At 69.9% G+C, this 25,950-nt stretch carries 27 protein-coding genes; 15 read left to right on the forward strand and 12 right to left on the reverse strand.

The features are described 5' to 3' along the window. Window positions 1–489: 489 nt before the first annotated feature. Window positions 490–867 (reverse strand): DUF3817 domain-containing protein, encoded by a 378-nt coding sequence (locus DJ010_RS01260; protein WP_109691816.1) that lies wholly within the window; start codon window positions 865–867, stop codon window positions 490–492. Window positions 868–1,463: 596 nt separating this feature from the next. Between DJ010_RS01260 and DJ010_RS01265 the strand changes: the two genes are divergently transcribed. From DJ010_RS01265 to DJ010_RS01270, 3 genes are read left to right on the forward strand one after another with little or no spacing between them, the layout of a single operon-like run. Beyond that, on the forward strand, window positions 1,464–1,835 hold the full coding sequence (locus DJ010_RS01265; RefSeq protein ID WP_109691817.1) for a M15 family metallopeptidase: 372 nt from the start codon (window positions 1,464–1,466) through the stop codon (window positions 1,833–1,835). A gap of 43 nt (window positions 1,836–1,878) precedes the next feature. Continuing rightward, window positions 1,879–2,097, forward strand: coding sequence for a hypothetical protein (locus DJ010_RS21700; protein ID WP_146207222.1), 219 nt, complete (start codon window positions 1,879–1,881; stop codon window positions 2,095–2,097). A gap of 30 nt (window positions 2,098–2,127) precedes the next feature. Further along, the gene (locus DJ010_RS01270; protein ID WP_245927122.1) at window positions 2,128–2,643 is read left to right on the forward strand and encodes a DUF3093 domain-containing protein; all 516 of its coding nucleotides are present in this window, start codon (window positions 2,128–2,130) and stop codon (window positions 2,641–2,643) included. A gap of 885 nt (window positions 2,644–3,528) precedes the next feature. Here the strand turns inward: DJ010_RS01270 and DJ010_RS22860 are convergent. From DJ010_RS22860 to DJ010_RS01285, 3 genes are all read right to left on the reverse strand, one after another. Then, window positions 3,529–4,230: an MFS transporter gene (locus DJ010_RS22860; protein WP_211318606.1), complete on the reverse strand. Its 702-nt coding sequence runs from the start codon at window positions 4,228–4,230 to the stop codon at window positions 3,529–3,531. After that, window positions 4,152–4,997 carry an MFS transporter gene (locus DJ010_RS22865; protein WP_281271114.1) on the reverse strand — a complete coding sequence of 282 codons (846 nt, stop codon included), beginning with the start codon at window positions 4,995–4,997 and terminating at the stop codon, window positions 4,152–4,154. Before DJ010_RS22865 ends, DJ010_RS22860 begins: the two co-directional genes overlap by 79 nt. Before the next feature lie 120 nt (window positions 4,998–5,117). Then, complete coding sequence (locus tag DJ010_RS01285) at window positions 5,118–7,382, reverse strand: MMPL family transporter (protein ID WP_109691819.1); 2,265 nt, start codon at window positions 7,380–7,382, stop codon at window positions 5,118–5,120. Window positions 7,383–7,454: 72 nt separating this feature from the next. On the opposite strand from DJ010_RS01285, the gene DJ010_RS01290 reads away from it, so the two are divergent. From DJ010_RS01290 to DJ010_RS01305, 4 genes are all read left to right on the forward strand, one after another. Continuing rightward, window positions 7,455–7,856 (forward strand): ArsR/SmtB family transcription factor, encoded by a 402-nt coding sequence (locus DJ010_RS01290; RefSeq protein ID WP_109691820.1) that lies wholly within the window; start codon window positions 7,455–7,457, stop codon window positions 7,854–7,856. Beyond that, entirely contained in the window at window positions 7,853–9,823 is a 1,971-nt protein-coding gene (locus DJ010_RS01295; RefSeq protein ID WP_109691821.1) for a heavy metal translocating P-type ATPase, read from the forward strand. Before DJ010_RS01290 ends, DJ010_RS01295 begins: the two co-directional genes overlap by 4 nt. Next, window positions 9,820–10,374 carry a signal peptidase II gene (locus DJ010_RS01300; RefSeq protein ID WP_245927123.1) on the forward strand — a complete coding sequence of 185 codons (555 nt, stop codon included), beginning with the start codon at window positions 9,820–9,822 and terminating at the stop codon, window positions 10,372–10,374. The genes DJ010_RS01295 and DJ010_RS01300 overlap by 4 nt, the downstream gene beginning before the upstream one ends. 131 nt (window positions 10,375–10,505) lie before the next feature. Further along, complete coding sequence (locus DJ010_RS01305; protein WP_109691822.1) at window positions 10,506–11,102, forward strand: cadmium resistance transporter; 597 nt, start codon at window positions 10,506–10,508, stop codon at window positions 11,100–11,102. 220 nt (window positions 11,103–11,322) lie between these two features. Here the strand turns inward: DJ010_RS01305 and DJ010_RS01310 are convergent, their stop codons facing one another. The 5 genes from DJ010_RS01310 to DJ010_RS01330 all read right to left on the reverse strand — a co-directional run bounded on the left by DJ010_RS01310 (window position 11,323) and on the right by DJ010_RS01330 (window position 16,490). Continuing rightward, the gene (locus DJ010_RS01310) at window positions 11,323–13,716 is read right to left on the reverse strand and encodes a heavy metal translocating P-type ATPase (RefSeq protein WP_109691823.1); all 2,394 of its coding nucleotides are present in this window, start codon (window positions 13,714–13,716) and stop codon (window positions 11,323–11,325) included. Between the two features lie 138 nt (window positions 13,717–13,854). After that, a complete protein-coding gene (locus DJ010_RS22585; protein ID WP_245927124.1) occupies window positions 13,855–14,205 on the reverse strand; it encodes a hypothetical protein in 351 nt (116 codons plus the stop codon). Between the two features lie 364 nt (window positions 14,206–14,569). Beyond that, on the reverse strand, window positions 14,570–15,145 hold the full coding sequence (locus DJ010_RS01320; RefSeq protein WP_109691824.1) for a DUF305 domain-containing protein: 576 nt from the start codon (window positions 15,143–15,145) through the stop codon (window positions 14,570–14,572). A gap of 78 nt (window positions 15,146–15,223) precedes the next feature. Further along, on the reverse strand, window positions 15,224–15,706 hold the full coding sequence (locus tag DJ010_RS01325) for a DUF6153 family protein (protein WP_146207223.1): 483 nt from the start codon (window positions 15,704–15,706) through the stop codon (window positions 15,224–15,226). A 52-nt stretch (window positions 15,707–15,758) separates the two neighbouring features. Further along, a complete protein-coding gene (locus tag DJ010_RS01330; protein ID WP_158282891.1) occupies window positions 15,759–16,490 on the reverse strand; it encodes a M28 family metallopeptidase in 732 nt (243 codons plus the stop codon). A 350-nt stretch (window positions 16,491–16,840) separates the two neighbouring features. Here DJ010_RS01330 and DJ010_RS01335 point away from each other — a divergent pair, with 350 nt between their 5' ends. Genes DJ010_RS01335 through dprA form a run of 5 tightly spaced genes read left to right on the forward strand, consistent with a single transcriptional unit; the run spans window position 16,841 to window position 20,139 of the window. After that, window positions 16,841–17,233 carry a single-stranded DNA-binding protein gene (locus DJ010_RS01335; protein ID WP_068113961.1) on the forward strand — a complete coding sequence of 131 codons (393 nt, stop codon included), beginning with the start codon at window positions 16,841–16,843 and terminating at the stop codon, window positions 17,231–17,233. A 14-nt stretch (window positions 17,234–17,247) separates the two neighbouring features. Further along, window positions 17,248–18,276, forward strand: coding sequence for a DUF4192 domain-containing protein (locus DJ010_RS01340; RefSeq protein ID WP_109691827.1), 1,029 nt, complete (start codon window positions 17,248–17,250; stop codon window positions 18,274–18,276). An 11-nt stretch (window positions 18,277–18,287) separates the two neighbouring features. Next, complete coding sequence (locus tag DJ010_RS22220; RefSeq protein WP_170124597.1) at window positions 18,288–18,443, forward strand: hypothetical protein; 156 nt, start codon at window positions 18,288–18,290, stop codon at window positions 18,441–18,443. Further along, window positions 18,440–19,117 (forward strand): hypothetical protein, encoded by a 678-nt coding sequence (locus DJ010_RS01345; RefSeq protein WP_109691828.1) that lies wholly within the window; start codon window positions 18,440–18,442, stop codon window positions 19,115–19,117. Before DJ010_RS22220 ends, DJ010_RS01345 begins: the two co-directional genes overlap by 4 nt. Continuing rightward, window positions 19,114–20,139: a DNA-processing protein DprA gene (gene dprA, locus DJ010_RS01350; protein ID WP_109691829.1), complete on the forward strand. Its 1,026-nt coding sequence runs from the start codon at window positions 19,114–19,116 to the stop codon at window positions 20,137–20,139. Before DJ010_RS01345 ends, dprA begins: the two co-directional genes overlap by 4 nt. A gap of 298 nt (window positions 20,140–20,437) precedes the next feature. On the opposite strand, the gene DJ010_RS01355 is transcribed toward dprA, so the two are convergent. Beyond that, window positions 20,438–20,911: a hypothetical protein gene (locus DJ010_RS01355; RefSeq protein WP_109691830.1), complete on the reverse strand. Its 474-nt coding sequence runs from the start codon at window positions 20,909–20,911 to the stop codon at window positions 20,438–20,440. Between the two features lie 310 nt (window positions 20,912–21,221). On the opposite strand from DJ010_RS01355, the gene DJ010_RS01360 reads away from it, so the two are divergent. Together DJ010_RS01360 and DJ010_RS01365 are read left to right on the forward strand one after the other, a co-directional pair. Next, window positions 21,222–22,799: a ParB/RepB/Spo0J family partition protein gene (locus DJ010_RS01360; protein WP_109691831.1), complete on the forward strand. Its 1,578-nt coding sequence runs from the start codon at window positions 21,222–21,224 to the stop codon at window positions 22,797–22,799. Window positions 22,800–22,914: 115 nt separating this feature from the next. Next, the gene (locus DJ010_RS01365; RefSeq protein WP_245927125.1) at window positions 22,915–23,139 is read left to right on the forward strand and encodes a hypothetical protein; all 225 of its coding nucleotides are present in this window, start codon (window positions 22,915–22,917) and stop codon (window positions 23,137–23,139) included. Window positions 23,140–23,308: 169 nt separating this feature from the next. Here DJ010_RS01365 and merB read toward each other — a convergent pair whose 3' ends face one another. Together merB and merA are read right to left on the reverse strand one after the other, a co-directional pair. After that, window positions 23,309–23,977, reverse strand: a complete 669-nt coding sequence (gene merB, locus DJ010_RS01370) for an organomercurial lyase MerB (protein ID WP_211318608.1) — start codon at window positions 23,975–23,977, stop codon at window positions 23,309–23,311. Between the two features lie 46 nt (window positions 23,978–24,023). Further along, window positions 24,024–25,454, reverse strand: coding sequence for a mercury(II) reductase (merA, locus tag DJ010_RS01375; protein ID WP_109691832.1), 1,431 nt, complete (start codon window positions 25,452–25,454; stop codon window positions 24,024–24,026). Between the two features lie 98 nt (window positions 25,455–25,552). On the opposite strand from merA, the gene DJ010_RS01380 reads away from it, so the two are divergent. Then, window positions 25,553–25,942 carry a heavy metal-responsive transcriptional regulator gene (locus tag DJ010_RS01380; RefSeq protein WP_109691833.1) on the forward strand — a complete coding sequence of 130 codons (390 nt, stop codon included), beginning with the start codon at window positions 25,553–25,555 and terminating at the stop codon, window positions 25,940–25,942. Window positions 25,943–25,950: the final 8 nt, after the last annotated feature.

Below are 25,950 nucleotides of genomic sequence, written 5' to 3' on the forward strand. Positions count from 1 at the left end.
ACCGCTGGCGGCCGCCTGGGCGCTCGTGCTCACCTCGCCGGCCGCGGCCGTCAATGCCTTCGACCCCAGCACGGCCGTCGATCGACACCAAGCCGTCGCCCAGAGCACTGACGCCGAAACGCCTACCCCGGGGGGCGCATCCCCAAGGGGCCCCTCCCCCACCGAGCCCGATGACGCGGTCCCACCCTCGCGAGACGAGCCGCGAGAGGGTAGCGAGTCGGGAGGGTCGGCGACCTCGACGGTCGTCATCGGGCTCCTCACCGCATTCTTGACGCTCGGATTCGTCGGGTGGCTGTCGCGAGCGCGCCGCAGGGCCTCCCCCGGAGAGTGACCCGGGCACCGATGAAACGTCGACCGGGGCCGCAGCCGCGGGACTCGGGCGTCGTCCTCGTCGCCGGCTTTGCCGTCGCCGTCCTCCACCCAACCGGCGAGGTTTGCGCGGTCCCCGAGACCGGGTTGCCCCGACCCGGGCTCCAAGGAGGAGGATCCTCAGTCGCCGCCGAGGTGGCCGCGCCTGGCCACATACCGCTCGAACGGCCACGTGAAGGCCGGAGGAATGCTCACCAGCAGGCCAGCCAGGAGCAGCCTCCAGGACCATCCGAACCTGCGGGCAGCCACTATGGTCACCAGGACATACCCGATGAACGCCACGCCATGGAGTGGGCCGAACACCCGCACCCCGAGATCGTTGTCGGCGAGCACGTACTTGAACGCCATCCCGCTCAGCAGCCCGATCCAGGTCGCCGCCTCGACCCTCGCCGCAACCTGGAAGGCCGGCCCCACCCACGCGCGCCGGATGCCGGTTTCAACGGTTGAGCTCGGGTCAGCTGGACTCAGGGTGTGCTCGGGTCCGGAAGGTCTGGACATTTGGTTCTCACTCCTCGCAACTTCTACTATTTCGTATAGTAGAAGTTGGGTTGCGACAAGCCGCGACCAGGTCCCTGAGTGAGGAGTCATGCCACGTGCTAGCAGGTCCACAGCACAGGGCAACGACGCGTGCACCTAGGTCCACCTCAACTCGCGGACGACGACGAGCCGCCACACCTACCCGATCACGCAAGACCGACACCACAGGTCGACACCGCGCCGCATCCGGCTCCAGCCACCATCCGGGCCGACGCCTCACACTCTCCACCGCGCTGGCCCTAGCCGCGGTGGCCGCCCCCACCGCGTGGGCCACCGACCTGATCGGACCCACCGCTCCGGCACCAGCATCCACCGCCAGCGACGCGCTGCCACAGTCTGAGCCTGACCTCCGAGCCGATGACGCCGTCCTCCCCGGCGTCGTCGCGCCCAGCAGTATCCAGAAGAAGGACCACCGCACCAACCGGCAACCACCCGTGAGTCGAGGCGGCTCCGTCAGAGCCCAGCCACAGCTTCCGGACTGGCTTGCCACTTGCGACACCACCCCCGCTAAGACCAGCGAAGCCAACGGCCTCATCTCCGACAACAACCTCTGCGAGATGCCCACCGACGGACTCCACCTCCGCGGCGACGCGGCACAGGCCTGGTGGCGCCTCTCCGAGAGCTACCACCGTGAGTTCGACGAGCCGCTCTGCATGACCGACGCCTACCGGAGTCTCGACGCCCAACAGCGCCTCAGTGCGGCCAAGCCCGGGCTGGCCGCTCGCCCCGGCACCAGCAACCACGGCTGGGGCGTGGCCATCGACCTGTGCGGCGGCGCCGAGACCTACGGCACTGCCGAGTACACCTGGCTCATGGCCAACGCGGACGACACCGGATGGACCAACCCAACCTGGGCCCAACAAGGCGGCTCCAAACCCGAACCCTGGCACTGGGAGTACGCCGCAGGCTCCGACCTCACCCCGTCGTGACACAACCGGCACGGCAACAACAGACGCAACAAGAGGCAACGCAATGGACGAATCCCGCTACGGCAAGACACCGCGGCGACGCATCATGGCGCTCGGCATCCCTCCCGCCGTGGCCATGATCACCCTCGGCGGCTACTGGACCTTGCTCGCCTGGGGCGTGGTCGGCAACCAACCCGAGTCCCGGACACTCGGCGCCGTCGGCCCGGTCATCGCCGGCTTCGGCGTCGCCCTCGCCTACGTCTGCATCCGCCCGAGGCGCTAACCACCATCCTTCACGGGTGCGCCTTCACAGGTGCCCGGACAGAAGCGCGACGAGAGGCAGGTTGTGCACCGCCAGACGAGCTGCTACCGCGAGCGGCTGCGGGTACCCGCGCGCTGGTGGATTCAGTGGACGCTCATGGTCGCCAGCTTCTGGGTCGCCATGATCGTCTCCGTTCCGGAAGCCTTCGCCTGGGGGATCACGACGATTCTGCTGCTCCTACTCACGGCCCTTCTCCACTCGTACGGGTCGGCCAAGATCGTCGTAACGAACGAATGGTTACACGCGGGGCGAGCCCGAATCCAGCGCCGTTACCTCGGGCCAACCCAGGTGCTCGATGCACCCAACATGCGGTCGATCGCCGGCCCCGAAGCCAACGCCCGCGCCTATCTCCTTCTGCGCCCCTACGTCCGAACAGGGGTCCGGATCCCCATCGAGGATCCCAACGATCCCACCCCGTACTGGCTGGTCAGCTCCCGCCGGCCCGCACTGCTCGCGGCAGCATTGAACACAGACGCCAGCGACAACACGGACCCTGACCGACCATGAGAACCGGCCTCGCCCACCGCTTCTTGGCCGCCCGGGCCTTACGCTGGGAGTAGCGGCGCCGTCAACTTGTCGGGCGAGGCGCCACCAGCGCGGTGGCGCCGGCCAGGGCACCCGGGTTTGCGGGTCCAGGACCTCCAGATAGTGGTCCAGCACCAGGTCCTCCCGGCCCTTGTGCAGCGACCTGGTGTGGGTGGCCCCCTACCGCACCGGCATCGAGGGCGGTCACCGTCGTGGCGCCGAGCCGGACCTCGAGACGGCCCGAATAACGGGCCGGGACCGAGTAGTAGGACTGCCCACACAGACCTTCGCCTTGGCGTCCACGCGGCACGACAACCGGGCGGCGTCGTCCGGCGGCGGCCGTAGCAGCGGCAGCTCCCGTGCCGCATCCGCGCCGACAGTCTCGACCCGCGCCCCGATCCGGCGGGCCTCATGACGCAGGTCGGCCGCGGCCAAGGCGGCCTTGAGCGCCGCCAGCGATCCCACGTGCGGGACCGGGTGAGGTGACGACGACGGAACCGGCCGATCTCTCCCTCGACCTCGCCCTTCTCGTGCGCGCCTTCGATGCCGGGGATACAGAAGAACGAGTCGTAGCCATAGTGCGAAACGCAGCGCGACGTACCTGGGGTTCTCCAGTCGTTCTCGGCCCAGCCGCCGGCGTCGGGTCACCATGGTTGGCTCGAGGTCGACGGCGTCGACTGTGGCAGCGCCGAACTGGTCGAGAATCAGCTTGCTGCCAAAGCCCGTCCCACAGCTGATCTCCAGCGCGCGAGCTCCGGGGGTGCGGCCGCCGAGCCGGCGCAGCGTCGGCGCTTCGACGCAGCGCTGGAAGACTCGGTTGGTGGGGCTGGTGACCATGAGGGTCTCCACATTGTTCATCAGCATCTGTCAGCGCTCCCTGTCGTTGGGGACGGCGGTGGCATGTGACGAGCGAAGGTCATGGTCGCTGCCGGCGGTGGGTTTGCCGGGTAGGAGCAGCGCGGTGAGCACGGCGCTGAGCCCGGCGGTGATCGCGGTGGCGATCAGCACCAGGGTCATGCCGTGCAGGTAGGCGGCATTCGCGCTGGACGCGAGGGCTGGCTCTCCGAGGCGGGTGGCTGCGGCGAGGGCCCCGGCGATGGATTCGCGAGCGGCGACCGCTGCTTCGGCCGGCAAGCCGGCGGTGTTCACTCGACCGGCGTAGCCCTCAGCGAGCAGGCTGCCGAGCAGGGCGACGCCGAGGGCACCACCGGTCTGGCGCAGGGTCATGGTGATCGCGGTACCGGACCCGGCGTGCTCGGTAGGGAGGGCGTCGAGGACGGCATCCATGGCGGGCGCGAGCGCCATCCCGATCCCGAGCCCTGCTGTGGCGAGCCAGGCTGCGACGAAACCGTAGCTGGACTGCAGATCGGTGAACGCGCCGATTGCCACACCTGCGGCGAGCACGGCCGGGCCGGCCGCGACCGGCACCCGGTAGCCGGCGCGCGCGGCGAGCCGCTCCCCGGCTGGTGCGCCGAGGACCAGGCCGCCGATCAGCGGAAGCAGCCGGATCCCGGTGCCGAGGGCGTCGTGACCGACGACGAACTGCAGGTACTGCGGGACGACGAACAACAGTCCGAGGATCCGAAGGTGACCAGGACGCCGGCGATGCTAGCCCACAGGAACTGCGGTTGGGCGAACAGGTGCAGGTCGATCATCGGGTCGCGTACCCGTAGCTCCCAGGCCACGAAGCCCGTCAGCACCACCAGTCCGGCACTGATCGCATAGATGGTGACCGGATCGGACCAGCCCCGACCGGGGGCCTCGATCACCCCGTAGACGAGCGAGGCGAGCCCGGCCATGGACAGCACCGCTCCCAGCACATCGGGCCGGCGTGGCGACGGGTCCCGCGACTCCGGGAGCAGGACCGCGATGGCGATGGCGCCGATGATCGCGATCGGGACGTTGATCAGGAAGATGGAGCCCCACCAGAAGTGTTCAAGCAGGTAGCCGCCGATGATCGGCCCGAGGGGGATGCCGACCCCGAGCCCCATGACCAGGAACGAGACCGCCTTGCCACGCTCGGCTGGGCCGAAGAGGGCGGCGAGGACCGCGAAGGCGACCGGCATCATGATCGCGGCGCCCAGCCCCATCACGCCGCGTGCGGCGATCAGCAGGGCGGCGGAGTCGACCCCGGCGGCGACAGCCGAGGAGACCCCGAACACGCCGAGCCCGATGAGAAGCAGCCGTTTGCGGCCGTACCGGTCGCCCAGCGCCCCGCAGGTGAGCATCAGGCCGGCGATCACCAGGACGTAGGCGTTGACCATCCATTGCAGGGCGTCGGTGCCCACCTCCAGCTCGGTGGCGATGGCTGGTAGGGCGACGTTCATGATGGTGATGTCGAAGCCGAGGGTCGGTCAGGACGGCTAGGCCGAGGGCGGCCAGTGCCCACCAGCGCCGCGGATCGTCGTACGCAGTCGTCATGATGATCCTTCTCCGTTCCTGTGTGGCCGGGTGGGTCAGTCGGTGAGGCCGAGGCGGTTGTGAAGGCGCCGTAGCGGCGCGGGGGCCCACCAGTTGGCCTCGCCGGCCAGCCGCATGATGGCGGGGACGAGCAGGCCGCGGACGATGGTGGCGTCGAGAACCACGGCGAGGGTCAGGCCGACGCCGATCACCTTCAGGGCCGTGAGGTTCGAGGCGGCGAGGGCCAGGAAGACGGTGACCAGGATCACGGCCGCGGCGGTGATCAGTCCCCCGGTGCGATGCAGGCCTTGGGACACAGCTTCGGCGGTGGTGGCGCCGTTGCGGTGAGCCTCGGTGATCCTGGACAGCAGGAAGATCTCGTAGTCCATCGACAGGCCGAAGGCGACACAGAACACCAGCACCGGCAGCGTGGTCTCCAGGGTTCCGGTCGGGGTGAAGTCGCCGACCAGCCAGCGCAGATGACCCTCCTGGAACACATAGACCAGGGCTCCGAAGGTGGCGCTGAGGCTGAGCAGGTTGGTCACGATCGCCTTGACCGGGATCAGCAGTGACCCAGTGAACAGGAACAGCAGGACGAAGGTCGACAGTGCTATCACCCCCAGCGCCCACGGCAGCCGGTCGGCGATGGTGTCGGTGGCATCGACCAAGGTGGCCGCGGAGCCGCCGACCAGCACGTCTCCCGGTGCCGACTGGTCGCGGATGTCCCGGACCACACTGCGGGCGTCGGCGGGATCGGTGGCCGACGGGGTGACGGCCACCCAGGTTCCGGCTGCCGATGTATAGCGGGCGTTCAGAACCTCGGCTTGCTGGCCGGTCGGAGCAGTCGGTTGCCCGTCGACGTAGCGGCCGCTCGCGGTCTCCACGGTCGCCACCCCGGGCAGCGTTGAGAGCCGGGCGGCGTACTCGTCCAGCTCGTCCTCGCCGATCGGCGTGGCGTCGCGTCCGGGCATCACCACGGCGATCGGGTCCTCGGCCGCGCTGGGGAAGTCCCGTGCCAGCCGCTCGGCTGTCTCGGCCACGGGGTGGTCGGCGGGAAGGGTCCGATGGTCCAACAGCCCGAACCGCGCACCGGCGAACGGCAGCACCAGCAGGATGAGCACAGCGCTGACCGAGACCAGGATCAGCACGGGGCGGCGCATCACCAGGGCAGCGATCCGGTGCCAGGTCAGCCGGTCCTCCCCCACCCGCGCGCGGCGCCGGGTCATCCGCCGTCGGATCGGCGCGAACAGGTCGGCCCGGTCGAGCCGGTGCCCGACAAGGGCAAGCATCGCCGGGATGAGGACCACCGCGGTGAGGGCGGCCAGCGCGGTGACCGCGATCCCGGCGTACCCGAGTGAGCGGAGGAAGGGCATCGGGAACAGCAGCAGCGCCGAGAGCGAGAGCGCCACCGTGAGCGCGGAGAACACCACGGTGCGGCCGGCAGTGCGCACGGTGATGACCACTGCGTCCTCGACGGTGCGGCCGGCGCGGCGTTCCTCGCGGAATCGGGTGACCAGGAACAGGCTGTAGTCCACCGCCAGCCCGAACCCGAGCGCTGTGGTGAGGTTCAACGCGTAGGTCGACATCGTGGTGGCCTCGGCCAGCAGCCCCAGCACGGCCAGGGTGCCGACCACCGCACCGGCACCCACCAGCAGTGGCATGCCGGCTGCGATCGCGGAGCCGAAGACCAGCAGCAGCACCAGCAGGGTGATCGGCAAGGTCACCATTTCCGCGGAGACCAGGTCGCTTTCGGCCTGCTCGTCGACCGCCAACCCCACCGCGGCAGGCCCGGTGGCGCTCACCCGCAACGTTCCCGAGTCCTCCCCGAGGTTGTCGATGATCCTCGCCGCGGTCTCCTGTGCGGCGTGCTCGCCGCCGGTCAGCTGCAGCGCGATCAGCGCGGATCTGCCGTCGTCCGCGTGCAGCGACGGGTCTGGGGTCGCCCAGTAGGAGTGCACCGCGCCCACACCGGGAGTCTCGGCCAGCTGTGCGGTGAGCTCGCGCCCCGACGCCACGGTTGCCGGCGACTCGACGGTGCCGGTGCCCGTCTCGGCGACCAGGACCAGGTTCGGCGGCCCGCCGGGGAACTCCTGGGTCAACAGTGCGGCAGCGCGTTGCGACTCCGCCGAGGGGTCCAGGTAGGCACCGGAGGTCAGCTTGTCTCCGGCATCCCGCCCGGCCACGCCGGCGAGGATCATGAGCAGCAGCGCGGCCAACAGCACCAGTCCGCGGCGACGGAGCAGCAATCGCAGGAGCGGACCCGCCTCCGTCTCCGGCTCGCGCTTCCTGCTCCGCTCGTGGTGAACCACTGTCGTCGCCATGGTAAGACCCTTCAAGGTTGGCCGCTGTCAGCGGAACTGGACGATCAATGAATCGGACGCTATCATCGGTCTATGGCAATGACAACGGTTAAGGCCGACCCGGCGCTGCGGCGCGGCGCTGCTCTGTTCCACGGCCTCGCGGACCGCAACCGGCTGGCGATCGTGCGACAGCTTGCTCACGGCGAGCGGCGCGTGGTGGACCTCACCAAGACCTTGGATCTGGCACAAGGCACCGTGTCGGGCCATCTGGCCTGCCTGCGCGACTGCGGCCTCATCGTCGGCCGCCCCGAGGGCCGGCAGATGTTCTACTCCATCGCCCACCCCGAGCTGATGGACCTGCTCGGCGCGGCCGAGCAGCTGCTCGCCCTGACCGGCGAGGCCGTCGAGCTCTGCCCCACCTACGGCCCCACCGACGCCCACCCCGACATTCACAACGAGACCACCCCCACCACTACGGAGGAAGTAGCACCATGACGGACGCCTGCGGCTGCGGCCACGACGAGCCCAGCAACGACGACGGCGGGCTGGAGGAGCACGAGCGCGATCGGTTGTGGGAGGTCAGCGAGCTACGGTTCGCCGCACTCGCCGGGCTCTTCCTGATCGCCGGCTTCATCGCCGATCTCAACGACGCCTCGGGGTCTGTGGTGACCGGGTTGAACGCGATCGCGCTGGCGCTGGGGGCCTGGACGTTCGTGCCCAGCACGCTGAAGCGGCTGGCCAAGGGCAAGATCGGCGTCGGCACCCTGATGACGATCGCCGCCGTCGGCGCGGTCATCCTCGGCGAGGTCGCCGAGGCCGCCATGCTGGGGTTCCTCTACTCCATCAGCGAGGGCCTGGAGGAGTACGCCGTGGCCCGCACCCGCCGCGGGCTGCGGGCGCTGCTGTCCCTGGTCCCGGCCGAGGCCACCATCCTCCGCGACGGCGGCCAGGTCACCGTGGCCCCCGCAGACCTCGTAGTCGGCGACCTGCTCCTGGTCCGGTCCGGTGAACGGGTCGCCACCGACGGGACCATCCGCACCGGCCGCACCGCCCTGGACGTCTCCGCCCTCACCGGCGAGTCCGTCCCGGTCGAGGCGGGCGTCGGGGACACCGTGTACGCCGGCTCCATCAATGGCACCGGCGTCCTCGAGGTCGAGGTCACCACCACCGCCGAGGACAACTCCCTGGCCCGGATCGTCAACATCGTCGAGGCCGAGCAGTCACGCAAGGGCAACGCCCAGCGGCTGGCCGACCGCATCGCCAAGCCCCTGGTGCCCGGCATCATGGTCCTGGCCGCTGTCATCGCCATCACGGGCAGTCTGCTCGGTGATCCCGCGACCTGGATCGAACGCGCCCTGGTGGTCCTGGTCGCCGCCTCCCCGTGTGCGCTGGCGATCTCCGTACCGGTCACCGTGGTGGCCGCCATCGGCGCCGCCAGCCGCATCGGCGCCCTGGTCAAGGGCGGCGCCGCCCTGGAGGCGCTCGGCCGCATTCGTGCCGTCGCCCTGGACAAGACCGGCACCCTGACCCGCAACCAACCCGCCGTCGTCGAAGTCGCCACCATTCCCGGCCAGAGCCGGGAGCAGGTCCTCGACATCGCGGCCGCCCTGGAGTCCCGCAGCGAGCACCCCCTGGCGCGCGCCATCCTCGTCGCCTTCCCTGAGCACCAGGACGCCGACGGCGTCGAGGCGGTCACCGGCGCCGGCCTCACCGGAACCGTCGACGGCCGGCCGGCTCGTTTGGGCCGGCCCGGCTGGATCGCGGCCGGCGAACTGGCGGAGCCGGTCACCGCCATGCAGGAGGCGGGCGCCACCGCGGTGCTGGTCGAGTACGACGGAGCCGTGGTCGGCGCCATAGCGGTCCGCGACGATCTGCGACCCGAGGCCGCCGAGGTGGTCGCCCGGCTCCGGGCCAGCGGCTACCAGGTCGCCATGCTCACCGGCGACAACGAACGCACCGCCGCCGCCCTGGCCGCTCAGGCCGGCATCACCGATGTCCACGCCGAGCTGCGGCCCGAGGACAAGTCGGCCATCATCCACCGGCTCCGCGAGGACCGGCCGACCGCGATGGTCGGCGACGGCGTCAACGACGCTCCCGCCCTGGCCACCGCCGACGTGGGAATCGCCATGGGCGCCATGGGCAGTGACGTGGCCATTGAGACCGCCGACGTCGCCCTCATGGGCGAGGACCTGCGCCACCTGCCACACACCCTGACCCACGCCCGCCGCGCCCGGTCGATCATGCTGCAGAACGTCGGCCTGTCCCTGGGCCTGATTGCCATCCTGATCCCGCTCGCCGCCTTCGGCGTGCTCGGGCTAGCCGCGGTGGTCCTGGTCCACGAGGTCGCGGAGATCTTCGTGATCGGCAACGGCGTGCGCGCCGGCCGCGTCCGCCCACTTCCCCCCGCACCAGCTGACACGCCCACGGCGGCTGCGGTTCCGGCGGAAGCCGCGGCCAGGTGAGCCGCGGTCTGGCCGGGGCAGGGACACGGGCGCGTACGGGTCGTGTCGCGGTCCTGCTGGCCGCGGCGACGGTCGCCGCGATCGACCTGACCGCGAAGGCGGCCTCCGAGGTCCGGCTGGCCGACTCGTCGGTCGATCTCGGGCTGCTGCAGCTCCAATTGGCGTACAACTCCGGCGTGGCGTTCAGCATGGGCGACCGACTTCCCGTGGGCGTGATCGTGGCCATCACCGCCGCCGCCGCCGTCGCCATCATGGCGTACGCGTGGCACCGGGCCCCCCAAGCGGGGTGGGTCGAGCGGATCGCCGGAGGCGCCGTGATCGGCGGCGCCCTCGCGAACGTCGTCGACCGTGCCGGAGACGGCCGGGTCACCGACTACCTGCACACCGGCTGGTGGCCCACCTTCAACCTCGCCGACACCTTCCTGGTCACAGGCTTCATCGTGATCGCCCTCTTGCACGCCCGTCCCGAACGAACTACCGACACCGCCACGGCGCCGACGAAGGACCTCACCGCCAACCCGCCCGTCACGGATCACCCCCCGCAGACATAGCCATGACCTTCAGCGCCCGGCATCACACGCATCGGCGCCCCAAACTCGGCTGACGCTAGCCACCGAGCAGGCATACGCCCCTCGACACCCGAGACGACGAAGTGCGTCGAAACCGAAGGAACGCATAGGACATGAACGTGCTCTCCTCCGCGTTGCAGGCCATTGGCCTGTTCCTGGTCACCAACATCGACGACATCATCGTCTTGTCGCTGTTCTTCGCACGCGGAGCCGGGCAACGAGGTACCACCACCAAGATCGTCGTCGGGCAATACCTTGGCTTTGGTGGCATCCTTCTGGCCTCAGTCGCGGTGACCTTCGGCGCCGGGCTGTTCCTTCCCGACGACGCCATCCCGTACTTCGGTCTGATTCCACTGCTGTTGGGCGCATTCGCTGCCTGGCAGGTGTGGCGCAACGGGGACGATGACAACGACACCGTGGCCGACAAGCCCGTCAGTGCCCTCACGGTGGCGGCAGTCACCTTCGCCAACGGTGGAGACAACATCGGGGTCTACGTGCCGGTGTTCCTCGCGGTCGGCACCGGCGCCCTCGTGGCCTATTGCGTCGTGTTCCTGGCCCTGGTCGCCGTTCTCGTCCTTGCGGCAAAGTTCGTGGCCACACGCAAACCGATCGCAGAGGTGCTCGAGCGCTGGGAGCACATCTTGTTCCCGCTCGTCCTCATCGTGCTCGGCCTCGTCATCATGGTCGAGGGCGGCGCGTTTGGCCTGTGACCACGCTGAGCGACCCTTCCCGACCGCAAGACAGGTCATGCGGCTGCCTCCCCTGACCAGCTGAAGCCTCGCGATACAGGCGTACTCCCCCACTTCCGGGAGCGCGCCGAGGCGACCCCAGTTTCACCCGGACGCATGGCCGGATCGGTGATGTTCTCGCGGGCCGACGGGCGCTTCTGTGGGGCTCGCAGCATGATCTTATGGTCGAGCGGAAGCCTGCCTACAGCTGCTTGACGCGGAGCCGTAGGGAGTTGGTGATGACGCTGACCGAGGACAGTGCCATGGCGGCGGCGGCGATCATTGGGGACAGCAGCCACCCGAAGGCGGGGTAGAGCACGCCGGCTGCGATGGGGATTCCGGCGACGTTGTAGATGAACGCGAACACCAGGTTCTGTCTGATGTTCGACATGGTCGCCTGGGACAGCTTCCGGGCTCGGACGATCCCGGTGAGGTCGCCCTTGAGCAGGGTGATCCCGGCGCTCTCGATGGCCACGTCGGTTCCGGTGCCCATCGCGATGCCCACGTCGGCGGCGGCCAGCGCGGGTGCGTCGTTGACGCCGTCGCCCGCCATGGCGACAACACGGCCCTCGCCGCGGAGACGGGTGACGATGTCGCTCTTGTGGTCGGGAAGTACTTCGGCCTCGACCCGGTCGATGCCGAGGTGGCGTGCGACGGCTTCGGCGGTGACCCGGTTGTCGCCGGTGAGCATGACAACCTCGATGCCTTCGCTCCGAAGCGCTTCCAGGGCGGCCGGCGCGGTGTCCTTGACCGGGTCGGCGATGGCGATGATCCCGGCGACCTGCTCATCGAAGCCTGCGAAGATCACGGTGGCTCCGTCGGCGCGGAGCCGGTCGGCCTCGGCCGCGAGGACACTGGAGTCGATGCCGTTGTCGCCCAGGAAGGTGGAGCTGCCCAACAGGACTCGGCGGCCCTCGACGGAACCGATGACACCCTTGCCGGTGGGAGAGTCGAAATCGGAGACGTCCGGGATTGCCAGGCCGGCAGCGGTGGCGGCTTTTACGACGGCCATTGCCAGGGTGTGTTCGGAGACGCGCTCGACGCCCGCGGCGAGACGGAGCAGCTCGTCGCTGTCGTACCCGGTGGCTGGGACGATCCGGGTGACCGACGGCTTGCCTTCGGTCAGGGTCCCGGTCTTGTCCACGACCAGGGTGTTGACCTTCTCTGTCACTTCGAGCGCTTCGGCGTTCTTGATCAGGACGCCGAGCCCCGCACCCCGTCCCACGCCGACCAGGATCGACATCGGCGTGGCCAGGCCGAGAGCGCAGGGGCAGGCGATGATCAAGACCGAGACGGCCACAATCAGCGCGTGCGCCAGACGGGGGTCGGGCCCAACGATGGCCCAGACGAGGAACGCGACAACAGCTACGACGATGACCGCGGGCACGAACCATGTGGCCACCTGGTCGGCGACCCGCTGGATGGGCGCCCGCGAGCGTTGGGCGTCGGCGACCATCTGGACGATCCGGGCGAGCATGGTGTCGCGACCGACTTTGTCGGCGCGCACGATCACTGACCCCGTCTGGTTGATGGTGCCACCGATGACGGTGTCGCCGGTGGTCTTGGTGACCGGCATCGACTCCCCGGTCACCAAGGACTCATCGAGCGAGGAGCGGCCTTCCTCGACCATGCCGTCCACGGGGACCTTCTCGCCGGGGCGGACCCGGAGCCGGTCACCGACCTGGACCTGGTCGAGGGTCACCTCCTCTTCGGTGCCGTCCGGGTTGATCCGGTGGGCGGAATCGGGAGTGAGGTCGAGCAGGGCACGGATGGCCCCGGACGTCTGCTCTCGGGCACGCAGCTCCAGGACTTGGCCGAGGAGGACCAGGGTGGTGATGACCGCGGCGGCCTCGAAGTAGACATCGACCGGGCCGTCCATGCGGAATGCGTCGGGGAAGATGCCCGGAGCGACGGTGGCGACCACGCTGAACAGCCAGGCGACCCCGGTGCCCATCGCGATCAGCGTGAACATGTTGAGCTTCAAGGTCCGCACCGAGACCCAGCCACGCTCGAAGAACGGCCAGCCCGCCCACAACACCACCGGCGTGGCCAGCACGAGCTGGACCCAGGCCGAGGCCCTGGCAGAGATTAGGTCATGGATCGCCGGGACCAGATCAGCGCCCATGCCCAGCAGGACGACCGGGATCGACAGGGCCACGCCCACCCAGAATCGGCGGGTCATGTCCGCCAGCTCGGGACTCGGCCCGCTGTCCGCGGTCACCGTGACCGGTTCGAGAGCCATCCCGCAGATGGGACACGAGCCCGGCCCTGGACGCCGGATCTCCGGGTGCATCGGGCAGGTCCACTCGGTGGCCTCGTCTGTTGCCGCAGTCGCACCGGCCTCGTGATCGGCCCCGTGATCGCCATGGTCGCCATGGTCGTGCTGGTGGTGATCGGGCCGGTCGGCGTACGGGGTCAGGTAGGTCTCAGGGCTGGCCTCGAACTTCGCTTGGCAGCGCCCCCAGCAGAAGTGGTAGGTCTGCCCGTCGCGCTCGGAGCTGTACGGGCTCGTGGCCGGGTCCACGTCCATCCCGCAGACGGGATCCTTCACGAGCGGCGTCGTGGTCGATGCGTTGCGCTGGAGAGAGTCGCTCATAGTTCCAACATACCCCCCTTGGGTATGTGGTCAAGGGGTCGGTTCTCATGTCGCCCCAGTCAGATCCGATGGCCGACGCCTGGAGACACCAAGCGAACGGGGCATCGACGAAAGCCACCGGAGTCGAGTGCAGGGTGTTCAGGGCATGCGCAACACGATCACCTGGTCGGGCTCGAGGCGGAGGTCCTTGGGGTCTCCGGCGACCGGCATCCCGTTGCTGGTGAGGTCCATCTGCTGGCCTTCCTTCGCTTTGACCCCGCCGATCTGCGTCGGGGTCAGCGTGACTCCCCATTGGGTGAACAGCTGGCCCAGCGTGAAGGTCTCGCCGGCGGTGTCGGCCTCGATGTGGATCGTCCCGTCGGTCTCGTGGGTGTGGACCGCCGACATGGCGCCGGTGGTGGGGTCGACGCCGATGTTGGCCGGTATCGGCACGTCCTTGCCGTCGATGATGATCCGCAACTTGGGGTGGTAGTGCTCGGCCGTTCCCATGGGTCCCAGGTCCAGGCCAGCACTGGCGACCCGAGCGGGTACGTCGGTCGGTGCTGGCCACGGGGGCATCGAGGTCCCGTCCGAGGACCCAGATCCGCCCGATTCTTCGGACTGACTGGAGGTCTCGTTGTTCGCTGGGTCGCTGCCGCAGCCCAGAAGCAGGCCGAGGAGTAGAGCGTTGATGATCGGGCCGACGGACAGCCGGCGAAGTACTGATCTGTTCCGTGCGTTAGCCAGAGACACGTGGGTTCCTTTCGACGGAGAGGGACTGCGGATGGGGGCGGCCGTCGAGCGCCCGTCGTGCCGAGCCGGCGTGACCCGCACTGAGCTGCGGGCCACGCCAGAGTGGGCACCTCGGCTGTGGTCAGGACCCGAGGAGGTCCTCCATCTGGGCGATCTCGGCGGTCTGATCGGCCTCGATCTTCTCGGCCAGCGCGATGGCGTCGGGGTTCTCGCCGTTCTGCTGCTCGGTCTTGGCCATCTCGATGGCGCCAGTGTGGTGTTGGATCATCATCTCGAGGAACATCTGGTCGAACTCGGCGCCGGTAGCGGTACCGAGACTCTCCATGTCGGCATCGCTCATCATTCCGGACATGTCGCTGCCGGAGTGATCCATCCCGCTCTCGGAGTCGGGCGAGGCCTCTTGGCCCCAGTCCTCGAGCCATCCGGTCATGGTGGCGATCTCGGGGCCCTGGGCGGCCTCGATCTTGTCGGCGAGCTGCTTCACCTCGGTGCTGGAGGCGCGCTCCTGGGCCATCATGGCCATCTCCACGGCCTGTTCGTGGTGGGCGATCATCGACTGGGCGAATGTCACGTCGGCGTTGTTGAACTGCGCGCCGCTGCTATCGGTTGAATCGTTGGAATCGGTGTCGCTGCCGCAGCCGGCAACGGTCAATGCTGCCACGACGGCAAACGCGGCGGACATGAGTGTTCTCTTCATCGGCGTATCTCCTGAGTGGTCTGTCGAATGAGGGCATGCGGAGCCAGCGGAGCCACCGCAGGGGTGCTCCGCAGCTGCTCAGCAGCGCTGAATCGACAGCTTGATCAGGGATGGCGGGTCGGGATCCCGCCCACGAGGGACGATCGCTCTCGTGCGTCGAGGCAGCGACCAGACCACAGGTGCTACCCGTATCCGTTGCAGGAGCCGCAGCAGGGCCAGCAGCGCGGCGCCGAGGATGGCCAGGCACATGGCGCCCACCGCCATGCCACCGTGACCGGATCCGGTGGCAACCTCGAGCAGGTCCTCTGCCTGGTTGCCGGCCGTCAGCCCAGCGTCCGACACGATGCCCGTGGGGATCGCGGCAAGGTCGGAGGCGTCCATGCCCATCGAGGACGCCGGCATGAGCGCCGGCGAAGCTGTCTGCATGCTCATGCCCGCGGCGTCGTGACCACCGGTCTGACCGCTGAGTCCGTGCATGCCGAACAGGCCTGCGAGCACCACGAGCAGTCCAGCCAACCGCAGCGCAGGATGCACTGGCGCCGCTGGCACGGGAAGGCTCACGCTCCGATGGTATCGACCACGTGCTTCACGCCATGCGCGGCGGCTCTCGAGGCTAGGCGACATGACCGGGGTCGGGTTGGACTCCGGCGACGAGGTTGAACGCGCCGGTCAGCACGCTGAGGACGACGAGGCCCACCAGGTCAACGACCTGTTGCCCGTAGGCGATCATCGCGGCGTGGCGGGGATCCGACGCCCCGTGGCGCGCCAGCTCGATCTCGTCCTCGTCGATCCGCAGACCTTGCGCCACGTCGATGTGGGACTGCAGGCGCCGCTCGCAGCCTTGGACCAGCTGCATTGCGACGGAGATCCGCTCGGCGACCGTGCGGTCTGGGGAGCCGGGGCGACGAGCCGGTTCATCGGTCTCCGGCCGAGGGTGTGAGCGGCTTGAAGCCGCGCCGGTGCAGGCTTGTTGCTGACCACGAACACGTTCGAGGAGGCCATCGCGGCCTCGGCGAGCATCGGGTTGAGCAGCCCGCCGCTCGTCGAAGAAACCGACGGCGTCGAGGCACACCACCAAGCCCGGGGGCGGAACCGTCCGCGCGAGTTCGCGGGAGCCGAGGTGCCACAGCTCCTCGAGGTCGACGAGCGCGATCACCACGCGGTGGTCGCGCCCTCGCAGCTGACGAGCGACCTCGAGTGTCACGGCGACGCCCGAGGCGTTGTCGTCGGCGCCGGTACTGCAGCGGACGGTGTCGAGGTGTGCCATGAGCAGGACGTCGCCGGCCTGGTGGCCAGGATGGCCGGGTGGAGTCGCGAGCAGGTTGACGCCCTCGAGGTCGGACATCCAGCGCATGGCCAGGGGCGAGACCGGGTGCCCGGCGTCAGAGAGCCGCAGCGCCGGCCGCGGGCGGAAGACCCGCTCCTCCGCGGTCCAGCCGGCCTGCCCGGTAGCCGGCGAGGACGACGCCGGCAGTTTGGGTCGGCACCTGGTCCTAGCGTGCTTCCCAGCGCCCCGATCCGGTACCCGAGAGCCGGTCGGGGCGCTTCTGCATGCCCTGGGTGAGCTCCCGCTGATCCGCCCGCCGGGCTCGAGCGGTGGAAACGACTTCGGCCGATGTGATCGCTGCCGGGCCTGGATGACACGTAGGTGACTGCGGGACCCATCAACGTCTCGCAGTCACCTAGGAGGAAGCCATGTCCACCACCGTCACCTTCGCCGGCAACCTGGCCGAGGCACCGGAGCTGCACCACACCCGGGAGAACAACAAGCCGTTCGTCACCTGCCGCGTCCTGGTCAACCGCCGGGTCCAGAACGACCAGGGCGAGTGGGTCAGCGACGAGCCCACCGCCCACAACGTCAAGATCTTCGGCTCGGCCGCCACGCACGTACACGACAGCTGCGGATCCGGTGACCCGATCTTCGTCCACGGCCTCGAGCGCACCGAGAGCTGGCCGGACAAGGAGACCGGCGAGAAGCGCACCAAGGACGTCGTGGTCGTCGACAACCGCTTCGGCGAGGTCGGCATCTCGCTCAAGTACGTGTCCGCGCGCATCGACCGCGCCCCGCACGCGGCCCAGGCCAGCTGAGGAGGTTCGCTCCGATGGATCTCGTCGTTCAGTCCCCGGACGAGCTGCTCGCCGCGGTGCCGCACGTCCTCGGCTTCAAGCCCGAGGAGTCGATCGTCCTGGTGCCCTTCCGGCCCGGACTGCCGATCACCCGCGTTGACCTGCCCCGGACCGCCGCCGATCGCGAGGAGGTCTGGGACGCACTCAGCGGCCCGTACGGCCGCCACGCCCGGCCCGGTGCCCGCCTGGCCATCATCTGCATCACCGAGGACCGCCGCAGCGCCGAGCTGGCCAGCCAGCACCTGTCCAACCGTCTCCAGGACGTCGGCATCACCACCCACATCAGGCTGTGGTCCGACGGCGAGCGCTGGCGCGAGTTCAACACCGGCCAGACCGGGCTGCAGACCCCGTCGACCGCCGAGCGGATCGCGGCCGCGACCGTGCTCACCGGCGCCGCCCAGCCGGCCGCCAGCCGCGAGTCCCTGGCCGCCTCGTTGGTCGGCGACCGCGAGCCCATCTCCCAGCTGCTCCCCGCGGCTCGGGGAGCGGCCGCGGCCAGCACACCCGCTGCGGAGCGGGACTGGGCACTGGACCGCCTCGAGCAGTTCCACGCCGACGGCAACCGGCTCTCCGACGTCGACGGCGCGCGGATGCTCGTGGCCCTGGAGACGATCAGCACCCGGGACGCGCTGTGGGAGGACATGAGTCGGGAGAACTCCACCTCCCACATGGCCATCTGGACCGACCTCACCCGCCGCGGCCCGGACGAGGTCCGCGCGGCGCCGGCCTCCATGCTCGGCTTCGCCAGCTGGCTGCACGGCGACGGCGCCAAGGCCTGGTGCGCGCTCGACCAGGTGCCCGTCGACCGGCCCTACTCCATGGCCGCCATCGTCGCTTCGGCCTTGCAGAACGGCATCCACCCGCGCGAGTGGGAGCGATACCAGACCCAGATGCGCGACATCGCCGCCGACCTGGACGAGTCCTTCGTCCCCAAGCCACCCGGCCAGCAGCGCGACATCCCGGGCACGCAGCCCGTCACCGACCGCCCGGCCCCGAGCCGCTGAGGAGGACCGCGATGAACCACGACGACGACACCCCGGTGCAGCACAGCGCGACCGAGCGACAGCTGCGACGCCTGGTCGTGCCCGAGCCCGCGGCCTACGCCCCCGACAAGCGCCTTGACGTCATCCACGAACCCGACCTCGACCTGCTGTGGGGAGGCCAGGAATGAGCACCCCTCGCACCGACGTCGACGAATGGGTGCTCGCGAGCGCGGCGGAGGTCGCCCGGAATGTTGCACGCCACGGCGTGCCCATCACGTGGTCGGAGGCAGCGGAACGGCTGCGACGCACCGTCGAACTGTTGTCCGGGCCGGTTTTCGCCGTCGACGACGGTGGCACGTTCACTCCGTTGCCCCAGCAGGAAATTCCCCGGTGGCAGGAGACCGGGTTCGCAGAGTCTGTCGCCTGCGCTGCCGTTCACTACGCAGGCCAGCCCTACTACCCGGAGAACCCCCAGAGTTCGCGAGTCGAGCTCGCGGTTCCCTGGGACACCGCAACTGCGCTGGTGCATCTGCTCAGCGCACTCTTGGTTGCGCGGCTCACCGGCCCCACTCCCAGCTGCAACCAGGAACAAGTTGAAGCGGCGCAGCTGCTGAACAGGCTCAGCGCCGACGTGGCCTTCGAGTTCTCGCGTGACGACGACGCACTCATGGGCGACGAGGAGAAGGTGGGGGAGCGCGTCTACCTCCTGATGCAATCCTGCGATGTCTGGCAGGCACTGGACCTCCTGGGCAACGGGAGGGAAGCGCTCCGGCTCGCCGGCGTAACGGACATGGAGATCTTGGACCTCACCCTTTGGGAGGCCAGCTGCTGGCTGTTCGGACCCTACGAGCAGGCGTCATGAGCACCCCGCACGTCGACGACGCCGACAGGCTGGCCCGCGTCAAGCTGAGCAGCGCCATCGAGCCCGGCGACCTGCGCGTCACCGGCCTGGTCGGCGAGCTCGGCGCCGTCAAGGTCCTGGACTACCTCGAGGCCGCCGGCGAGGTGGAGAACCACTGGGGCTTCACCATCGGCCACGAGCTCGCCCACGTCGATCCCGGCAAGGTCCTCGAGCAGGTCGCCGGTCGGGGCATCCGGTTCGTCATCCCCGGCGATGCCGAATGGCCCGACCAGCTCGCGGGCCTGCGTGGCGCCGGCGCACTGCACGATCGCGGCGGCGAACCCGTCGGACTGTGGATCAGGGGAGCGGCTGACCTCCAGCAGCTCGCAGCCAACGCCGTGGCCGTGGTTGGGTCGCGCGCCGCGACAAGCTACGGCACACACCAGGCGACGGAGCTGAGCCGGGATCTCGCGACCATGGGCCACACCGTCGTCAGCGGACTGGCGTACGGCGTGGACCAGGCAGCGCACCGCGGCGCCCTCCTCGCCGGCGGCCCGACCATCGCCGTCATGCCCTGCGGGGTCGACCGGCCCTACCCGGCCGCGCACGCCCAGCTGCTCGAGGCGATCGCCGACCGCGGCCTGGTCGTCGCCGAGGCGCCACCGGGAACCGCGCCCACCCGCGCCCGGTTCCTCGCCCGAAACAGGATTGTCGCCGGCCTGACCGAAGGCACCGTGGTCGTCGAGGGCGCCATCCGCAGCGGCACCCTCAGCATGGCCCGGTGGGCCGAGGCCATGCACCGGCCCGTCATGGGCGTCCCAGTGCCCGTCACCAGCGCCGCCTCGGTCGGTGTGAACCAGCTGATCCGGCTCGGCCAGGCCAGCATGGTCACCACCGCCCAGGAGGTCATCACCGACCTCACCACCCACGCCTACTCGGCGGCGAGGGATCAGCTCGACGAGTCCTTCGTCCCCGGGCCGGTGCGCTCGCCGCAGGGCCAGGCCCCGAGCTCGATCACGCCGGCCTCCGCGCCTCGACGATGAGCCCAACCGCGCCCCTGTGGATAACCCGATGTCGTCGGCGTCCACGCCTACGCTGCTGAACTGACAAGGAGGCAACACCGATGATCGACCTGTCCGACCCGCCGGCCGCGCCGGCCTCCTCGAGCTGCTCGCGGCAGTGCGCCCGGGCGGCGTGGAGGCTGCCGGGCACGTCGCGGTGCCGCGGCGTCGGGCAGAGCGCGTCGACGTCGCGGCGGAGCCGCATTTCGCTTGTCACGAGCAGCTGGTCAGCTCGCCCAGCTGAGCAGGTCCCGCGGACCCTCCAGGACGCGCTCAACGCTCACGGTCCAGATCCAGTCGACGCGGACGGCCGGCGCCGCGGCGGTCGGTTGCTGAGCTTCTGCGGTGGCGGCGGCAGCTCGCGGCCCAGGCGCCGGCGGGCCTCCTCGGCCGCGACGATCACTGCCTCCTGGGCGAACACCGAACGGGCGAGCATCCGGCCGAGCTCCTGACGGTCGGCCACGAGCGCGTCTTCGACCGCCTCGATGGTCGAGGCGGGCAGGTCGTGCTTCTTGTTGAAGCTCTTGCGGGTCACGCTGACCAGGGCGGGATGCTTCTCGCCCGCGGCCGCGAGCTCGGCCCGCTGCTGCGGTGAGCGCCGGGCGTGGAGCTCGAGCGCCTGGGCGAGCCAGCCAACGAACGAGCCGGGTGAGTCGGCGTCGGTGTCCAGGTCTGCGAGGTAGGCCGATCGTGCGAGGTCCCACACGCCGGGTTTCCAGTAGATCCCGACCGGGCTCGTGGTCTGGCTCGTCACCTGATCACTCCCCTGGTCTCCTCCGCCGGCGTCGAGCTGCAGCGGCTAACACCAACGCCGCTGCATTCCCGGTCGGGGCCCTGCGCAGCCGTTCCCACCCTCGCTCGACTCCTTCCGTTCCAGCCAGCTACGAGGTGCAGCTGCGCCGCGCCGCCGCAGCGGAGTCCGCGCCCGGTGAGGCCGGGTTTTCCCCACCCTCGCCGGGTGCCCACCTTTCCACAGGTCCGCCCTGTGGCCCGGTAGGCGTCGGCCCCCGCTGGGAGACTTAGTCCTGTCAGTTCTTTCTATTCTACTCATGGAGGACAGCCGCATGACCGACACCATCCAGACCCCCGCCGACACCGCCGCCGACGAGGCCGCCGAGGCCGTCCGGGCTGAGGAGTTCCTGTACCTCGACCCCGCCGAGATCATCATCGGCACGAACGCCCGGACTGACCTGCGCCCCGACCACAAGGAGTTCCGCAAGTCGATCAAGGAGCGCGGCGTGCTGGAGGCCGTCACGGTCTGCCGCAACGAGGACGGCCAGTACGTCCTGCTGCGCGGACAGCGCCGGACCGTCACCGCCGCCGAGGTCGGCACCCCCACCGGCCTGATCCCTGCCCGCGTCGTCCCCCAGCCCGCCGACGCCGACCGGATCGGGGACCAGATGGTGGAGAACATCCACCGCGCCGGGATGCGCGAGGCCGAGATCGTCGCGGGCGTGGAGCAGCTGGCCCTGCTCGGCGTGAGCGCCGCGCAGATCGCCAAGCGCACCAGCATCGACCGCCCGACCGTGAACGCCGCCCTGGCGGTCACCAAGGCCGACCAGAGCCGCAACCGGCTCGACTCCGGTGACCTGACGTTGGAGGAGGCCGCGCTCTTCGCCGAGTTCGAGCACGACCCCGAGGCCGTCGAGCGCCTGGAGAACGCCAAGCGGTGGCGTCGCTCGCTCGCCCACGAGGCCCAGCGGCTGCGCGACGAGGCCGCCGAGCGCGAGGCCGACGCCGCCGAGGTCGAGCGGCTGCGCGCCGAGGGCCTGCCGGTGCTGAGAGCCGAGGAGGTCGCGGAGGCCGACGAGGTGCTGCGCATCGAGCGGCTGGTCACCGAGGACGGCGAGTCGCTGCCCGAGGAGGAGTGGCCCAACGTTCCCGGCGCTCGCGTCCAGGTCGTCAAGGAGTGGGTCTACCCCGAGGACGAGTACGACGAGGAGCACGAGGACGACAGGGACGAGGAGCACGAGGACGACGAGCCCGCCGAGCCCTACCAGCAGTACGTGCCGGTCTGGGTCGTCACCGACCTCGCCGCCTCCGGCCTGCGTCGTCGCGGCGGCGGGTCCAGCAGCACCGCCAGCGCGGACGAGGGCGGCGAGAGCGAGGAGGAGGCCGAGGCCCGCCGCGAGGAGCGCCGCCGCGTGATCGCCAACAACAAGGCCTGGGCGAGCGCGGAGACGGTGCGCCGCGAGTGGCTGGCCACGTTCGTGGCCCGCAAGACCGCCCCGAAGGGTGCCGAGGCCCTGATCTGCGAGGCCGTCGTGACCGGCCACCACTCGCTAAGCAAGGCCATGGACCACCGGCACCCGATGCTCTTCACGCTGCTCGGGATCGACGTCCCGACCGGCTACTACGGCGCGGGGTACGAGGAGTGCCACAAGATCGCGACCAAGGCGAGCACGCCGAAGGCCGCGACCATGACCACCCTCGCCGCGATCGTCGCCGCGTGGGAGGCCACGACCGGCAAGCACTCGTGGCGCAACCCGACCGCGTGGGACGCCCGCGTGCTCGGCGCGCTCGTGGAGTGGGGCTACCAGCCCAGCGAGGTCGAGCGGATCCTGCTCGGCGAGGAGCCGCAGCCGAGCACCGAGGACGACAGCGACGACGACGCCGACGAGGCCAGCGACAGCGCAGCCTGATCGGCTCCCCTCCCCCATCTGAGGGCGGTTCTTCCTGTGGAGAACCGCCCTCAATAGAATAGAAACCATAGAATGAACTCAGTTCGTTTGATCCGCTACCCGGGAGGACCCCGACATGTCACACGAGATCGAGACCCACGGCACGCAGACCGCAGCCGTCTTCGCGCGCAAGGACGCCTGGCACCGCCTGGGCACCACCGTCCGTGACCGCGCGTTCACCGCCGAGGAAGCCATGAGGCTCGGCCACCTGGGCGGCTGTTATGCCGGGGACTTGTTTACGCCGAACGGAGTTGGTCGCGCGGCTGGTGCCGTTTGTTCGCCGGTGACCTTGTTGGCATAACGAGGGGCGCCCCGGCCGAGGCGCCGGCAGCGATCAGCACGGGCCCGGCGCTGCACAGCACCGCCGGGAGGGCCGCTGCGGCGCTCACAGCAGCGAGCCGCCGCCTGGGACTTCGGGTGAGTTCGGTCGGTGCGTCATCGGTGGCTCCGGTCTCGACGTACCGTTTGCCTCAGCAGCAGTGCTGGTCGCTGTCCACGGCGGGATCCGGCTGAGGTCGGTCGAGCATGGTGGTCGTCAGGGCGGCGCCCAGTTGGTAGGCATCGGCCACCGAGAGCACCTCGCCGCCGGGGTGCTGGGCGAGCCAGGTCTGGGCGTCATCACCGGAGGTGAAGAAGTGCACCTGGTTGCAGAACGAGGGGCGGATCGAGGTCATGTCGTCGGGGTTGACCAGGGACACCACCGAGGTGGCGGGTTCGACGCTGGTCACGCCAGAGGCGTCGACGGTGACCCGGATCGGATGTCCGCTCGCGGGTGAGACGGATTCGATGCTGGCTCCCCGGTCGAGCAGGGTCGGGAAGATCAGGGTGTCCAGGGCACACCAGGTGTAGAGCTCCTGGCCGTCGACGGTGAACCGGTGCCGGGTGGGGCGCAGGGTCAGGCCTTGGCCGATGATCCGCCCGTGGTTGTCGTACTCGGTGTCCGGTACCGCGGCCAACCGGGCGCGGACCTCGTCGACGGTGCGCCCGGCGGCGCCGGCGAGGGCGGAGACGTCGACCGGTTCGCCGGCGGCCAGGAGCCGCAGCAGCGGCACCAGCAGCGGCAGGTCCAGCGCGGTCTCTTCGGGGGTGGTCAGACGGTCGATGAGGCCGGCAGATGGACTGGGAGAGGGGTTCGTCACGGGAGTTGTCCTTCGTCGGGTTCCGGTGGTTTCTGGTTGGCACGCGTCAGGCACAGCAGGAGAGCTTGGAGATGTCGGTGGTGAAGGACTGGCAGGCGATCTTGATGCCCTCGGCCATGGTCAGGTAGGGCGCCCAGGAGCGGGCGACCTGCTCGACGCTCATGCCGGCCTCCAGCAGGTAGACGCCCGTGGCGGCGAGCTCGCCGGCGTCCTTGGCGACCGCGGTGAGGCCGAGGATCCGGCCGGTGTCGGCGTCGGCGACGACCTTGATGAAGCCGCGGGTGTCGCGGTTGACCAGCGCGCGGGGCACGTAGGCCAGTGGCAGCACCCGACAGTCGCAGCGGATCCCGGCGGCGAGCACCTGCTCCTCGGTCATGCCGGCCGCGCCCACGGCGGGGCTGGTGAAGGTCACCCGAGGCAGGTGGGCGTAGTCCACCGACCGGTCCGCGCCGGCGAAGGCGTTGTCGACGACGAGCGCGCCGTGGTGGGCCGCGACGTAGACGAACTCGCGGTGGCCGGTGACGTCACCGGCCGCCCAGATCCGCGGGTTGGAGGAGACCAGTTGGTCGGTGACCACGATCTCGCCCACGTCGCCGGTCTTGACCTCCACCGCGGCCAGGTTCAGGCCGTCGGTGACCGGGTGACGGCCGGTCGCGACCAGGACCCGGTCGGCCCGAAACTCCGCCTGGCCGCCGGACACCGACGCGGTGGCGACAACCTGGCCGGTCGCCTCGTCGAGTCCGATCTTGGTGACCTCGGCCCGGCGAACCACCCGGATGCCCTCGTCGGCGAAGACCTGCTGCAGAGCCTGGGAGACCTCCGGCTCCTCCCTGGATGCCAGCCGGGAGCGGACCAGCATGGTCACGTTCGAGCCCAGCCGGGCGAACAGCTGGGCCTGCTCCAACGCCACGTAGCCGCCGCCGAGGACCAGCAGCGACTCGGGGACCTCGGTCAGCTCCATCGCCGAGGTGGAGGTCAGGTAGTCCACCGAGTCCAGGCCGTCGATCGGCGGGATCCAGGGCCGGGCGCCGGTGGCGACCAGGTAGTGGTCGGCTTCGATGAGCTCGCTCGTACCGTCGGCTGTGGTGACCCTCAGGGCAGGCGAATCTGGCGTGTCCTCAAAGCTTGCCTCACCCTGCAGGATCGGCCAGCCGTGGGCGTCGGCGATGTCGAGATACTTCTCGGTTCGCAACGACTCCACAAGGGCCTGCTTCCCGCCGACGAGAGCGGGCATGTCCACCGGTCCGGCGGTGGCGGCGATCCCCGGGAAGCGGCCGCCGTCGGCGGCGACGTGCCGGGCCTCAGCCGCCGCGATGAGTGCCTTGGAGGGGATGCAGCCGGTGTTCACGCAGGTGCCGCCGATGGTGCCACGCTCCACCATCACCACCCGCTTCCCGAGCGCGGTGGCGTGGATGGCCGCGGCGAACGCCGCCCCGCCCGACCCGATTACCGCCAGATGCACCCTGTTCGGGGTCATTCGTGCCTCCGGGTTTCGTTGGGTTTCCGGTCCGATGCGGCCATACTGGACCTTCCAGTAAGGGGGAAGGTCAACCCAAACGACGGGAGCGGGAAGTCTTGCGGATCGGAGAGCTCGCCGAGGCGGCCGGCACCACCACGAAGACGCTGAGGTTCTACGAGGACGAAGGCCTGCTGCGGCCGGCGCACCGGACCCCCGCCGGCTACCGGGACTACCGCCCCGAGGCCCTTGCCCGCGTCGACTTCATCCACCGCGGCCAGGCCGCGGGACTCACGCTCGCCCAGATCCGACAGATCCTCGATATCCGCGACCACGGGCAAGCGCCGTGCGAGCACGTCCGGAATCTCCTCGACGCTCGCCTTGCCGACCTCGAGCAACAGATCACCCAGCTCCTCGAGCTGCGCGACACCATCACCCAGCTCCGCGACCAGGCCACCCAGGTCGAGCCCGACACCTGCAGCGCCGACCAGGTCTGCCGCTACCTGTGAGGGGGATC

The organism is Nocardioides silvaticus (genome assembly GCF_003160695.1).
Taxonomy (GTDB): Bacteria; Actinomycetota; Actinomycetes; order Propionibacteriales; family Nocardioidaceae; genus Nocardioides; species Nocardioides silvaticus.

What these genes read in the sequence shown, in the direction of transcription:
- DJ010_RS01310 (WP_109691823.1), bottom strand. Translation starts at nt 13,716, where the DNA reads ATGAGCGACTCTCTCCAGCGCAACGCATCGACCACGACGCCGCTCGTG.
- DJ010_RS01345 (WP_109691828.1), top strand. Translation starts at nt 18,440, where the DNA reads ATGAGCACCCCTCGCACCGACGTCGACGAATGGGTGCTCGCGAGCGCG.
- merA (WP_109691832.1), bottom strand. Translation starts at nt 25,454, where the DNA reads ATGACCCCGAACAGGGTGCATCTGGCGGTAATCGGGTCGGGCGGGGCG.
- DJ010_RS01295 (WP_109691821.1), top strand. Translation starts at nt 7,853, where the DNA reads ATGACGGACGCCTGCGGCTGCGGCCACGACGAGCCCAGCAACGACGAC.
- DJ010_RS01305 (WP_109691822.1), top strand. Translation starts at nt 10,506, where the DNA reads ATGAACGTGCTCTCCTCCGCGTTGCAGGCCATTGGCCTGTTCCTGGTC.
- DJ010_RS22585 (WP_245927124.1), bottom strand. Translation starts at nt 14,205, where the DNA reads ATGGGAACGGCCGAGCACTACCACCCCAAGTTGCGGATCATCATCGAC.
- dprA (WP_109691829.1), top strand. Translation starts at nt 19,114, where the DNA reads ATGAGCACCCCGCACGTCGACGACGCCGACAGGCTGGCCCGCGTCAAG.
- DJ010_RS01320 (WP_109691824.1), bottom strand. Translation starts at nt 15,145, where the DNA reads ATGAAGAGAACACTCATGTCCGCCGCGTTTGCCGTCGTGGCAGCATTG.
- DJ010_RS01335 (WP_068113961.1), top strand. Translation starts at nt 16,841, where the DNA reads ATGTCCACCACCGTCACCTTCGCCGGCAACCTGGCCGAGGCACCGGAG.
- DJ010_RS01330 (WP_158282891.1), bottom strand. Translation starts at nt 16,490, where the DNA reads ATGTCCGACCTCGAGGGCGTCAACCTGCTCGCGACTCCACCCGGCCAT.
- DJ010_RS01285 (WP_109691819.1), bottom strand. Translation starts at nt 7,382, where the DNA reads ATGGCGACGACAGTGGTTCACCACGAGCGGAGCAGGAAGCGCGAGCCG.
- DJ010_RS01260 (WP_109691816.1), bottom strand. Translation starts at nt 867, where the DNA reads ATGTCCAGACCTTCCGGACCCGAGCACACCCTGAGTCCAGCTGACCCG.
- DJ010_RS01340 (WP_109691827.1), top strand. Translation starts at nt 17,248, where the DNA reads ATGGATCTCGTCGTTCAGTCCCCGGACGAGCTGCTCGCCGCGGTGCCG.
- DJ010_RS22220 (WP_170124597.1), top strand. Translation starts at nt 18,288, where the DNA reads ATGAACCACGACGACGACACCCCGGTGCAGCACAGCGCGACCGAGCGA.
- DJ010_RS01360 (WP_109691831.1), top strand. Translation starts at nt 21,222, where the DNA reads ATGACCGACACCATCCAGACCCCCGCCGACACCGCCGCCGACGAGGCC.
- DJ010_RS01265 (WP_109691817.1), top strand. Translation starts at nt 1,464, where the DNA reads ATGCCCACCGACGGACTCCACCTCCGCGGCGACGCGGCACAGGCCTGG.
- DJ010_RS21700 (WP_146207222.1), top strand. Translation starts at nt 1,879, where the DNA reads ATGGACGAATCCCGCTACGGCAAGACACCGCGGCGACGCATCATGGCG.
- DJ010_RS01290 (WP_109691820.1), top strand. Translation starts at nt 7,455, where the DNA reads ATGGCAATGACAACGGTTAAGGCCGACCCGGCGCTGCGGCGCGGCGCT.
- DJ010_RS01365 (WP_245927125.1), top strand. Translation starts at nt 22,915, where the DNA reads ATGTCACACGAGATCGAGACCCACGGCACGCAGACCGCAGCCGTCTTC.